This window comes from Enterobacter ludwigii, from assembly GCA_023023105.1.
GTDB classification, from domain to species: Bacteria; Pseudomonadota; Gammaproteobacteria; order Enterobacterales; family Enterobacteriaceae; genus Enterobacter; species Enterobacter adelaidei.
Genome location: CP083824.1, coordinates 1,178,676 through 1,191,323, shown reverse-complemented (window position 1 = coordinate 1,191,323; position 12,648 = coordinate 1,178,676). Strand labels below are relative to the sequence as shown.

Genomic DNA, 12,648 nt, shown 5'->3' with positions numbered 1-12,648 from the left:
ATGTAATTCAGGGGCATCCCTTTTCATCCCTTCTTCACGGTCGTAAAGTGCCTGCGTTGCGGTACATCCGTAACCGGGCGTAGGAACCCGTTAGCATAAAGCGATATTTTTTGTCGCGACAGCGCATATCCCGTTAGAATCACGGTGGCGCTGACGGAGCAGTCGAAAGGCTGGCCGTTTTTCTTTATGCACGGTATTCCTACCTCCGTCAGCGCTACCCCCTCTGAGCGTAGGAACTCATCGGGCGGTTAACATTTTTTGCATAAAGAGGATGCCTTATGGCTACTATCCCTGGATTTTCTTACGCGCTTACTGAAGAAAGTGCTGTTTATCACCTTCTCCACGTACAACTTCCCGATTCTGCGGATCTCTTTGAACTGGCTGACGCCTGCACTGCGTATGTGAGCGTATTGGTGGAAACTGATGACGCGGTGACGTTTGCCACGCTCTGCAAGCGATTGCTGGCTGCGCTGAAGCGGCTGCGTGAGTGCTGCGATGATGAACTTCCGCAGTATCTGGTTGAACAGCTGATTGCGGGGGAAAAGATTACTTCCTGCGTGCCGGACTGCTGGCAGGAGACGACGCTGCAAGTGGATTATGCTGTGGCGTTAACGCTGGCGGTGATGGGTGGGACACTGCCTACAAGCGTGGCGAAAGAACTCACCGGGCTACTGCATGATATGGTCTGGCTGCTGGCGGAGTTTGTGAAGGAGCCTTATATAACGGCGCACTGAGGCTGGTAATGGGAGGCCGGAGTTCTGCTAGGTAAGAAGCAGGATTTCGGCCTTACGCAAAGTACAATGCTGTCTGTTGAATGTCCGTTAAGAGCGACCAGGGGACATTGATTACAGCATTCTGTGTGAATAAACAGGGGCTGGTCACAATGACCGCCTGAGCGATCACCTTTCATACGGTGTCAGCTATACAGAATTATTCTAACGCGTTATGAGAACAGCCCTTAACAAGAAGGGCTTTTATCTGATACTTTCTAGTCTAGTCTCTGTGGAAAGAGCGCAAGATGTAGTTCACCATACTTATCAGGATTTGAATTTATATGCGTCAGTAAAACATCCAACTGATTTGTTAAATATATATTCCTTTCTCTTTTTTCTTTATCCTTAATCTCCTTGAGCTTTTTCTTTTCTTCGTTTTCAAGGTCTTCCCTCTCCTTTTCAGCTTTTTTCTTAACGTTTTCATCTGCCAGTTTTTTAGCTTTATCTGTTCTGACCTTAATTAAATCATCAACAACACTCTTGACATATTGTTTACCAGAAAGTATTCGCTTCGCTTCTTCGATAATAGTAATACTATAATCAACGCACTCATTCCCATATTTAAAAGCGTACTCTGGGGATAATTCTTTTATAGCTGAGGAACTAGAATCATCAGACAGATACGGCTCACTCAAATGAGCGAAAGATCCCCTATACGAGGAGAAATTTTTCCATGACGAAAAGTTTGCATCTTCCACATCACAATGAATACCTACAGATTGAAGAACAGAATTTAAATGCTTTGTTTTTATTCCATGATTGGAAGTGATGACATTCTTCCATTTCATGATAGTCTTCATTTCACAATCAACAATGAACTCAACAACATGTTGTTTTATATGATAACTATCATCATCGCTGTCATCAGCATCGCCCTTAGTAACAAATCTGTCATCATAACTTTTCGTCCCATTTAATAAAAACATCAGTGGTATAGTGACTTCCCCACATTCCTTGAACAGGAAAAACGAATAGTTAGCGACAAAAAGGCTGACATCCTCAACAAAATTTTCAAGAGCCGCATGTAATAGAACGCAATAACTTCTTGTATCTAATTTAAATTCTTCAACACTACCAGTACCGTTCATGTGTTTTTTAAGAAAGCGCTCATACAAGGCATCATTTGCGGTATACAGAGTGTAATACATATCATCTAATAAGGTGATCTCCATTTTTTCACCTTAAGGTTGATGGGATCTCATTACTCAATCCCATTGAAGAATTTAATCTTTCGTAAGCCAGTCTAAATCTTCTTACATGCTGTTCTATACCTGTTGTAGTTGACTCAATTGCCACAACAAACTCAGCATTATCAAAAAGAGATTTTATAGAATCAATAAATTCGTATTTTTTCCCTATTAAGTCATCTACCTTGTTATTCTGTACCGTACTAGCAATATAGTTAACTAAAACCTCAAAAAATGTACGGTTAAATCTTGATTCCCATCGTTCCTCAATCGGAAGCCATTTTCTACCTACTTTTGTTTCTTCACCATCAAAAAGGTTGACCAGTACCTCACATGATTCATTAAAAAGGTTAAGATAGTTACATACACCTGCTTCTTTGGATGCAAAATTATCATTCATGAATTTAGTGAAGTTATCTAAGTAGACCCTAAGAGAACCATTGTATTTTTCTGGGTTAAGGTTTAATGCTAGAAACTTCAATAAAATCTCAACATCCCGATACCTTTTATCAGATGATTTAAGCTTCATTATTTTATGCAGATGCAAATCGTTATCTGTATGCCTTGTAATGAAATTACTAAAATCCCCCTTGTAAATCGAGTTCCTCAGCTCCTGCATAGACAATGGTGAAGATCCAGTATTTAGTCTGTAAAATATATCATATAGGACACTGTAATCCTTAAAACCTGAAAGTATAGTGCAGCGTAGATCAGCATTGAGTAAGAATCTAGCATCGTCTTTAGAAAATTCTGAAAATTTCAATCCTTCAATCGATTTTTTAATTGTTAGATTTCTTAACTTAGCATTACCATCCCATGTATTAAAACCAGGATCGATGAAACCATTTATAGCTAACAGTCTCTGTTTCCCATCGATGACCATGTATTTTTTCTTTTCGCCTATAACTTCAGCTAATACTACTTCGGGCACCGGGTACCCCACAAGCAACGACTCTATAAGCTTTGATCTTTTATCGTTGTCCCATACATTTCGTCGTTGAAAGTCGGGATTCAAATCAATGTTCCCTTCCTCAATTTGATGAAGAATTGTCTGAACCGTCCAGTCTCTGGAATAAACAACAAGCTCACCGACGTCTATATCGTTACCAGCGCTTTCGACTTGTTCTTTATTACTTTCAATAATCAAATCATCTAATTCATCAATCATTGCATTCACCTTGTTTACTATGTTAAGTAGAAAGAGTAATAGCAAGACTCAACTATAACTCATCTTAAACTTTAGCCTTCCTTTCTTTGTCTAGCACGGAAAGACTAATGCCTCACAGTAATTTTTTACTGTACTCTCGTCTCGAAAACTAAAAGTAGTTAGCTTTGCCATTCTACTGCTAGGTTCAAGGACAATTATCTGGGTCCACTTTTGCAACATCTACTCTATTTTTGTGACGACTTACTGTATAAGCTACAGCTATATAGCTGAAGCACACTTTATAACGCTATCTTCCCTTTTCGTCTATGGTTCGAACCTGATAAACATTGAATTTACTGTTATAAGGTGTTTTTTTGCCACGTCCGCTCCTGACACAAAGCGGACATTTCTTTCACAGTCACCTCATAAAGTGTTCGCACACATTAAATGAGCGCTTTCATCACGAGCATATGAACACTGCACTCCATCAATGTTTCCACATTGTCAACCCACCAACCATCACCTATAATGTTTCCTGTCTGGGAACAAGGAGCAAGGATGCACGTAGTATCAAGAGCGCCTTTCGACGCGGCCACCAGACAATTTCCAAATCAAGCACTTGCCCTAGACGAGCTTTACCGGGTACTAAAAAAAGAGCACTACCCATCACCAGACGACGTGCGAAAGTGCTTCCCCAGCCGGGACAGGATGAAATACCGGGAAAATGGTGAGTCATTGATGTGGGTGGCGGGCATTTAAAAGTGATGTTTCTTGCAGATTTAGAGCGTGGAAAGATCTTCATCAAACACATCAGCACTCACGCAGAGTATGACAAGCTCACGGACCTCTACCGGAGAACGAAAGAATGAACTATGCAGCAGCCATCAAAGCGGCAAACGATCTAACAAGCGAGCTCCCTTTCTTGGGCTCAAGCCCGTCGCGACAAGATTACGAGGATGCTCTGGGGTTGGTGGAGTATCTGATTGAATATGACCCCGATAGCCCGCTGGTAGAGATGCTCACTACGAAGATCGATAAATACGAAAACGAGTCTCAGGAGTTTGCAGAATTCAACGCGCGTGTTGCCAGCATTCCGTCAGGCGTTGCGTTATTGCGAACGCTTATGGACCAGTACCATCTCACTCAGAGCGATTTCGAGAACGAGATAGGCAAGAAGTCTCTGGTGAGTCGGATCCTTAACGGACAGCGCACGTTAACGCTGGATCATATGCGCGCGCTGGCGAAGCGTTTTGGCGTGCCGGTGAGTGCATTTGTGGGGAATTGATGAGGATAATTTTTTTATATTAAGAAAAAGTAACGCAGCCAAGCTGGCCATGTCGCGGCTAAAACTCCTATGGTAATTGTAGAGGCACGTCACTGCCTTCAAACACTTCTCTCAAACACTTTCCAAGCGATTTAGAGTCTTTTGCTGCAGGAATGACCACATGATATTCCCTGATACCAATCATTTTTACAGCATTTTCATTAAGCACGATCACAAGTTTGTCTTCAGTGAGCTGAACAGAACGAATAGAGTCTGTTAACTCATATTCCGTTGACTCACTCTGGAATCCAATACATTCATTAACGGGTAATTCATCTTCGTCGAATCGTCCGATAATGATAAAATTTTTTGGATCATGATTGTAATCCCCTATTCCGATGATGAAGACATCATTTTCTTCATAGCAGTTAATACACGCTGCAATAAGATTTTTAACATTACTCATCACTTCTCCTTATCTTGCGCCATTTTGCTCCTGACAGATTTTATCGGAAGTCTAGCGTTCATTAAGATGGCTTGTATCCTAAGAGGATACCTAAGATAGTACCCGCTCCAATTTTTTATAGATTGCTATTTTTAAAAGGTAAAGTATATATTTCCGGCATAGCGAAGCGGCTGTTGATGCTGTAATCTGCTGCACCAGCTACACCCACCTTACAGCAATAGATGGGCTTCGCCAGGATCACCGCAAGTACACTTTTATTAAAAATCAAGATCGACTTTAACTACCCCTGATGCATCTATTTTATCATCCTGAGCAGTAAGCATATCAACAAACTCATCGAAGGAGTTTGCTATTTTCGTCAGCCCGGAGGTCACTACTGAATCATTGAATATTGGATCAGATTCGTGATCCCAAAACCAGATCTCTCCCGACATACCTCCCTTGAGGCAAAGACAGATTTGATTATCACCAGACGAGGCTCCTATCGGTAACCATTGATCGCGAAAATCATTCCGGTATGTATCAGCCATTTCAAAGACAGTATATTCTTTACCCGATTCTGCAAGGCCGTACAAAGACTCAAGCGTATCGTTTCCTTGCTCATCAGACCACGGAGATGGTTGTAACGCCTTGAAAACAACATTTACATCAAAAAGAACAGAAACGCCAAAATGAAGTAAATAGGCACGATAACTTTCAGGAATTGGCCCTATTGATGTTTCTAATGTATTTAAACTCTTTTTCAGTTCATCTAATGGTAATGGTGTCGGTTTCGCTCCAAAGCGCTCTAATTTTTTCAACATTTTCCTTTCCTCCTCATATCTGATGCGGAGCCAATATGTGGCACATTGCCATGAAGATCTCTTGGGACAAGAATTATAGTATTCGCACTCAGATGATGTGGAGTAAGCATTTTTTCCCTTAACAAATTCTGAGCCGCTTTCTGTGTAATGCCTTTTTTCTCTGCAATGGCACTATATACTTTTGAAAAATCTTTATCCGTCCCATTCAGCACACCATCTTCGAAAGTAAGTGTACCTTTTGACCACGCAGAAAAATCAGGCCTTCCTTCACTGAAAGGTATAGGCTGGTTCGATGTAACTGCATTAACTTTGTCATTATATGAATACCAGTTACTTTCTCCTGGTATTCCGTCCCAATGGCCATTATTTCTTGGGAGCCTGACACCTGCTAACCCCCACGGATCAATCCACCCCAACGGGTTCGGCGCATACTGATAAAGGTTCCACCCACCGTTCAACCCAATCGGATCCTGCACAATAAACCGCCCGACCTGCGGGTCGTAGTAGCGGAACAGGTTATAGTGCAGCCCCGTTTCACCGTCAGCGTACTGCCCGGCATAGCGAAGCGGCTGGTGTGCCATCGCCGAGCGATTCACAAGCCGTGAGAACCCTTCGCTCTGATGGCGCACTTCGCCAAAGCTGCCGTACTGGCCGCTCCAGCGCACCGCGCCGCGCTCGTCAGTGACCTCCAGCGGCGCGCCGTTCAGATCGGTGTTGAACCAGTAAATCTCACCGCTGCTCTGGTCACGTAGGTGATCCACACGCGCCAGCGGGCTCCAGGCTTCATTCGGGTCGTAAATATAGGTGCTGCACTGCCCGGCGTTCTGCTGTTCCTGCAGCAGGCGATAGCCCTGCCACAGGAAGCGGGTGTCGGTGGTGCCATGCGCGGTGGTGACGATTTTGCGCGTGCGGCGACCCAGCGCGTCATAGTGATAGCGCGCCTCAAAGCGCCCTTCCGGCCCGGTTCCGCGGGCGGATACCAGACGGTTCTCGGCGTCATAGACATAATGCTGCTCATACAGCCCGTTGCGGCGGCTGACCAGGTTGCCCCAGTGGTCGTATTTCATAAACAGCGCCTGCCAGTGCTGCAGGCGGTTATCCGTGACCGGTACCGCGTCGTCATTGGCGGCGAGGTTATCCGCGGCATCATAGCTGAACTGCGCACGGCTGTGCCCCAGCCGGGCCTCGTAGTGCTTCAGCAGACGCCCTTCGGCATCGTAACCGTAATCCACCTCTCCGCGCAGGGTGTCGCTGACGCCGGAAAGCTCGCCGCGCGCGGTGTAGCGATACAGGCGTTCCAGTAGCGTCTGCTCCGGCAGGGTCACGTTCGTGCTCAGTTCGCTGCGCTGCAGGGTGCGTCTGCCGAGGCTGTCATACTGGCGGAGCTGCTCGCGCGCGCCCTGAGTGCGGCGAACCTCACGGTGCAGGCGGTCGCGGGTGAACTCGGTCACCAGCTGCTGTCCGAAGCGGATAGCGCTGACGTGGCCGGAGCCGTAGTGCAGCCAGGCCAGCTTTTGCTCGCCGGGCAGCGTCAGGCCGGTCAGGTTGCTCAGGGCATCCCATTCGTAACCGACCGCGCCGTTAATGCCGGATTCGCTCAGCACGCGCCCGGCGGTATCGTGGCGGTAAACGATCTCATCGCTTTCGATACCCAGGGCAACGCCCTCAGCTGTCGGCGTACGGCGGATGCGGGTGATCTGGCCGCTCAGGTCGCGGAAGTAGCGGTACTCAGCATGGCGCTGAGTGCGTCCAATCAGCAGCCCGCTGTCGTCATAGCTGAACTGCTGGACGCGACGAGCGATACCACCGTCGGCGGCAGGCCGTCCGTTTTCTTCGAGCGCGCAGAGGAACCCTCGCGCGTCCCATTCCATATGGCGCACGGTCTCGTCCGGGCGCGTTTCGCTGAGCGGGCGACCCACGGCGTCGTAGGTGAAGCGGTATTCCGCCCCGTTGCCGTTATCGAGTCGCAGCAGGTTACCACGCGGGTCGTAGCGCCACTGGCGCACGCGGCCAATACGGTCGGTAAGGCTGACCGGGAGACCGAGGGCGTTGTAGGCCCAGCTCACCTCGCTTTCCAGCGGGTCGCGCCAGCCCGTGAGCTGGCCGCGCTCGTTCCACACCAGCGACTCGCGGCTGCCGTCCGGGTGGATCACGGCGCTCAGCAGCCCGGCACGGCTCCACTCCCGGCGCGTGGTATTCCCTTCGGCATCCTCGCTGGCAATCAGCTGCCCGAAGCGGTCGTAGGTGAAGCGGGTGACGCTGCCGGAGCAGTCGGTGCGCTGCGTCAGCAGCCCCTGGTGGTTCCAGACCAGGCGCACCACGCCGCCAATGGCGTCGGTAATGCTCTCCGGCAGGTTTTCTTCATCGTCGGGATAGCGATACGCGGTGGTGTTACCGGCCGGATCCGTTTCCGACAGCAGGCGACCGCGAAGGTCGTACATGGCCTGCGATGACGTGCCGTCCGGGTACACCGTGCGGGTGATGCGGTCGGTCAGACGATGCCAGTGATACTCCGTATGGCGGCCAGCCGGGTCCGTCTCGCTGGTCATACGGCCGTATTTGTCCCACGTGCTGCGGCGCATCGCCCCGCCGGGAAGTATGACGTCGCAGAGCTCGCCGTCGCGGTAAACAAACGTCGTCTGGCGACCGTCGTAATCCGTGAAGCGCGCGACGTTGTCATCGTCGTCCACCAGCCAGTGCGCCTGCGCGCCGTCTTCGCGGGTCGCGCGGCGGGTGCCGTTATCAAAATCGTATTCGAACGTCAGCTGTTCGCCGCCGCTGTGGCGGAACCCGACCACGCGAGGCAGGCCGTCAATCTCGCGCCAGCGGTATTCACTCAGCAGGCCATTGGCGTCCTCGTGGGCGCTCATTAGCCCGTCCTGCCAGCTGAAGCGTCGGCGCACGCTACCGCCCCGGCCGGTCACACAGACCAGCCGGCGCTGTTCATCATAAGCGTAACTGACCAGGCAGATCTCGTCATCCAGCCAGGCGCTGGCGAGTCTGTCACGGTCGTAGCGGCAGACAACGCGCTGACCCGCGCTTTCGGTCAGGGCATGCAGGGTATTATCCGCATTCCACTCGAAGAGAATATCGTTGCCGCAGGGTTCAGAGAGGCGCTGGAGCAGTGACGGAGCATCATCCTGCAGCGGTGCATAATGCCAACGCTCGCCGCTGACGTCATACACCGACCAGCTGTCGTCAGAGTGATGTTCAAGCCATTTTTTTTCGCTTTCACAGTAGGTGCGCAGCCCTTTCGGGACCTTCGGGAAGGCGACGTAATCGCCAGACGGTGCGCGCCACACCAGGCCGTCCTGATAAGGTTCAAGGCGGCTTTCCCAGAACAGGCTCCAGCCGCGGCCCAGTGCGCTGTCGCCGGGGTTGCCGCTGCGCCAGTAGCGCTGCCAGCGCACCGGCAGACGGGAAGGCAGGACGAAATCCAGCTCGTCATCCCCGCTGAGAAACTTCTGTCCGCTGACAATATCCACCGGGCGGGCAATGATCCCCGCCGCCGCCACGCCGGTCATCAGCGTGCCGGCGCGGCAGGCGATACGGGCCAGCTTATTAATGCCAGGGATTTTGCCCAGCAGCTTAGACAGCGCCCCGACTTTGCCGGCCGCACCGCCCCAGCCGCCGATAAGCCCGGCGAACAGCAGGGTAAGATCGGAGACTTTGTAGAGCCACTCCGGGACTTCAGACTGAATGGGCAGGGTTTGCTGCGGATCGCCGCCGATGATGACGTTGTCCGAACCGGTCATCACCTTCGCGTCGCAGGTGGTTCGATCCCCGATGCGAGCCGCAGGCAGACCGTTAATAGAGACCCGCGAGGAGCCTTCGGCCATCTGCTGCGAGCCGTCGTCAGAGCACTTCACCGCGCTGTCCGTGGCCATGGCGGCAGGTTTACCGTTGATAAACACATTGGGCGAGCCGGAGGTGATGACGCCTTTCTTCGTCATGCTGGATGCCCCGGCGTCTGCGATGCTGTCCCGGGCGGCGGTCGCCAGCTCCCCGGTGTAATACCCCACGGCCAGGCTGGCGCCGACGAGCAGAACGCCCACACCAAGACAGGATGCGCCAAGGCCGGCAATAAACATGGCCCCCGCCAGAATCCCCCCGGCGGCGGCAATCAGACCACCGACAATCGTTCCGGCAATCATCCCGGCCAGCGCACCGGAGTGGCCGATATCATCACCAACGCGTGCTGCTTCAAACATAACAACGGTCCCTGAAGTTACTGGTGGAAGCGGAAGCTCCTGAGAAGTTCGCCAAACAGCGCGCTGTCGGCATCGTCCAGCACGCGAGTGCAGGTCATGGTGAACACCAGAATTTTATGGCTGTCGACAGTAAACACGGCCTGCTGCTGCCAGACGCGTTTCCCGTCGCGCAGGTAGCTGGCATGGACAATTTCACCCTGCAAAAGGCTGTCGCCAAGCGTCGCGTCGCTACGCTCACCCTGCTTCCAGCCTTTGATGTGTTTTTCCATCAGGGCGAGCTGGCGATCGATATACGCGGCAAGCGTTTCGCCGGGGTTGAGGGCATCGCGGGAGATATTAAACGCTGGTGCATCCGCCGCGGGCGGCGCGAATACGTTTACGGTACGATCCTGATAGCCATCAGGAAAGTTGATCAGTCCTTCACTGAAAAGGCACTGCGAAGATGGTTCTGACATTGAGCGGGTCCCACCACATTTTTTCAGAAGCGGTAAGTTTCGCATATGTGTTTAAGGCTGAAAAGATGCTGGTCCGGCGATCTCTCTGCTGACCGAAGGTCATTTCTGGCTTCACCGCAAATACAACTCTATTTTCCTGGTAATTGCCTGTGGTAAGCCATCTGTTACTCTGGCTGTGCTTAAGGGATGACAAGGAAAAGAGATGCTGAATCCAGGATTCGTTACCCGCCCTGACGCTATTCTGCCGTTAATTGCCAGTTTTGATATCCAGCAAGATGCCGTTATTCGGCGCTTAATGGCATTAAGGAAAATTCCACTAAAAATCCTGCGCAATCAGCAGGCTCAGGCAGCCGGTGATTTTGGCTTGCACAGTTTTATCCTGTTGAAAAGCTCGGCATCAGAGCTCTGCTATGGCTTAAGAGGACAATTCTGGCGGGCAGATTTCGGTTTGGAAAACGTGCCGGATGCCAGTGCATATCAGGCGCCAGTTTCGCCGGGCAGCAGAGCGGATATGCTCTGACATCTCCTTTCTTCCCGTATAAGGATGCGCTACTCTCACCAGTGCGTTCTCGACCAGCACGGTTCGGAACCTGTCGGCTTGCCAGCAAAAGGATAAAAAATGAAAAAAATAATTCCAGAATATACACCCGTTGATTTATCGCGTTGGGCAAGAAAAGAGCATTTTGAGGTATTTCAGGGATTTGCTCAAAGTACATTTAACCAAACGGTTCTGATAGACATTACCGCGCTGCTGAAACATATAAAAGAGGTTGGCTGGAAATTCTACCCTACGATGATTTTCCTCCTTGCTAAAATTGTCAACAGGCATACGGAGTTTCGTATGGCCATAAAGCACAATGAGCTTGTCATTTGGAATGAAATTCATCCCAACTATACTATTTTCCATAATGAAACAGAGACCTTTTCATCAATGTGGAGCCATTACGATGGCAATATTCAACACTTCCAGAATACTTATTCAGAAGACGTTGCACGCTATGGTAATAACCTTGCATATTGGCCTAAGGAAGAGTCTCGGGAAAATATATTTTTCGTATCGGCTATTCCCTGGGTGAGTTTTACCAGTTTTAATGTCAACGTTGCTAATATGCAGAACTTTTTTGCTCCGATGTTCACTCTCGCAAAATATTACGAACAAGATGGGAAAGTACTGTTACCTCTCGCCGTTCAGGTACACCATTCCGTGTGCGACGGTTTCCATGTGGCAAGACTGTTCAATGAATTACAAGAACTCTGTAATGACTTGCCACATCAATAGAAGGAAATAGGGGGCATATTAATCAGACATCAACGATCGATTCTGAATGTCCCGCAATGGATGCCAGCGCTCCCCTCTCTCGAAGACCGCTTTCTCCTTTATCCCGGGCCTTCACTCCCTGCCGCCAGCAGTGGCACTACCACGTCGCTAATGGGAACCGGGATACCGTGCGCGCGACCATAACGTTGAATAACACCGTTACGAATATCCCACTCCAGGGGCCGGTTGGCCTGACGATCTGCGAGGATCGATGTGCCTAAATCGGCAGGTGCATGCTGGAAGTTTGTCAGGATCTCTTGTGCCACCTCATCGTCCAGGTTTGCCCCCTCGGCACGAGCGACGGCCAGCCCTTCACGCAAATACGCAAGCGCCAGCTCGCTAATATCCTCGCGAGAGAACATCCCGGCGCGACGATTGGCCAGCACCATCAGGCCAGCCACCGCATTTTGCAGCAGTTTGCGCCATGCCACACTGGAGAAATCTGCCGACAGTTCAACCGCACAGCGTGTGCCACGCAGGGCATCGACCACTCGTTGTGCCTGCGGGACATCCGGCAATGTCAGACGCGGTTTGGCGCGCAGCCATACTGAAGCATCCGGCTCACGCTGCGCCGGGAACCAGACCACCGACGGCAGTACCGTTGCGCCGTTGACCCACGGCGCAAGCTGGGCTTTTTGCTCAACGCCATTTTGCAGGGCGCAGACCACGGTGTTTTCGTCACACAGCACGCGCAGCCATCCGGCGCTGTCGGCATTTTGCGTCGTTTTTACCGCCACAAAAACGAGATCAACGGGGCGCGTGATGATACTCGGATCCGTTAATACCGGACCGGGCACCACCGTTTCTCCCTCATCGTGACGCAAACGCAATTCCGGGTGCGCGGTGCGTCCGCACAACAACGGCGTGCGGCCAGCGTCATGCAGCACTGCGGCAATGGTGGTCCCAATCGCACCGGGTCCAATCAGCGCAATGGTTGGATAGTCAGACATGAGTCACTCCCCTTTTGCTAAGCCTGCTAACAGTTATACCACCCTGAGACGAGCGCGCCACCCTCGTTGTCTAT

Annotated in this window: 11 protein-coding genes and 2 pseudogenes; 6 read left to right on the top strand and 7 right to left on the bottom strand. The window is 50.6% G+C overall.

Going from position 1 to position 12,648, the window contains the following annotated elements:
- Positions 1–144: 144 nt before the first annotated feature.
- Both LCD46_05570 and LCD46_05565 read left to right on the top strand, forming a co-directional pair.
- Complete coding sequence (locus tag LCD46_05570; GenBank protein UOY71800.1) at positions 145–252, top strand: ash family protein; 108 nt, start codon at positions 145–147, stop codon at positions 250–252.
- A 26-nt stretch (positions 253–278) separates the two neighbouring features.
- Entirely contained in the window at positions 279–734 is a 456-nt protein-coding gene (locus LCD46_05565; protein ID UOY71799.1) for a hypothetical protein, read from the top strand.
- 254 nt (positions 735–988) lie between these two features.
- Here LCD46_05565 and LCD46_05560 read toward each other — a convergent pair whose 3' ends face one another.
- Positions 989–1,945, bottom strand: a complete 957-nt coding sequence (locus tag LCD46_05560) for a hypothetical protein (GenBank protein UOY71798.1) — start codon at positions 1,943–1,945, stop codon at positions 989–991.
- Positions 1,946–1,949: 4 nt separating this feature from the next.
- Positions 1,950–3,128 (bottom strand): DUF262 domain-containing protein, encoded by a 1,179-nt coding sequence (locus LCD46_05555; protein UOY71797.1) that lies wholly within the window; start codon positions 3,126–3,128, stop codon positions 1,950–1,952.
- Between the two features lie 537 nt (positions 3,129–3,665).
- On the opposite strand from LCD46_05555, the pseudogene LCD46_05550 reads away from it, so the two are divergent.
- Positions 3,666–3,976 (top strand): annotated as a pseudogene (locus LCD46_05550) (type II toxin-antitoxin system HigB family toxin).
- A complete protein-coding gene (locus LCD46_05545) occupies positions 3,973–4,392 on the top strand; it encodes a helix-turn-helix domain-containing protein (GenBank protein ID UOY71796.1) in 420 nt (139 codons plus the stop codon). The pseudogene LCD46_05550 and the gene LCD46_05545 overlap by 4 nt, the downstream one beginning before the upstream one ends.
- A gap of 67 nt (positions 4,393–4,459) precedes the next feature.
- Here the strand turns inward: LCD46_05545 and LCD46_05540 are convergent, their stop codons facing one another.
- From LCD46_05540 to LCD46_05525, 4 genes are all read right to left on the bottom strand, one after another.
- A complete protein-coding gene (locus LCD46_05540; GenBank protein ID UOY71795.1) occupies positions 4,460–4,837 on the bottom strand; it encodes a hypothetical protein in 378 nt (125 codons plus the stop codon).
- A 257-nt stretch (positions 4,838–5,094) separates the two neighbouring features.
- Positions 5,095–5,640 carry an SMI1/KNR4 family protein gene (locus LCD46_05535; GenBank protein UOY71794.1) on the bottom strand — a complete coding sequence of 182 codons (546 nt, stop codon included), beginning with the start codon at positions 5,638–5,640 and terminating at the stop codon, positions 5,095–5,097.
- Positions 5,634–9,851 carry a PAAR domain-containing protein gene (locus LCD46_05530; GenBank protein UOY71793.1) on the bottom strand — a complete coding sequence of 1,406 codons (4,218 nt, stop codon included), beginning with the start codon at positions 9,849–9,851 and terminating at the stop codon, positions 5,634–5,636. Before LCD46_05530 ends, LCD46_05535 begins: the two co-directional genes overlap by 7 nt.
- Positions 9,852–9,868: 17 nt before the next feature.
- Complete coding sequence (locus LCD46_05525) at positions 9,869–10,306, bottom strand: DUF1795 domain-containing protein (protein ID UOY71792.1); 438 nt, start codon at positions 10,304–10,306, stop codon at positions 9,869–9,871.
- Between the two features lie 229 nt (positions 10,307–10,535).
- On the opposite strand from LCD46_05525, the pseudogene LCD46_05520 reads away from it, so the two are divergent.
- A pseudogene (locus LCD46_05520) lies at positions 10,536–10,805 on the top strand (hypothetical protein).
- Positions 10,806–10,925: 120 nt separating this feature from the next.
- Positions 10,926–11,585 (top strand): type A chloramphenicol O-acetyltransferase, encoded by a 660-nt coding sequence (locus LCD46_05515; GenBank protein ID UOY71791.1) that lies wholly within the window; start codon positions 10,926–10,928, stop codon positions 11,583–11,585.
- 98 nt (positions 11,586–11,683) lie between these two features.
- On the opposite strand, the gene LCD46_05510 is transcribed toward LCD46_05515, so the two are convergent.
- Entirely contained in the window at positions 11,684–12,574 is an 891-nt protein-coding gene (locus LCD46_05510; protein ID UOY71790.1) for an oxidoreductase, read from the bottom strand.
- Positions 12,575–12,648: the final 74 nt, after the last annotated feature.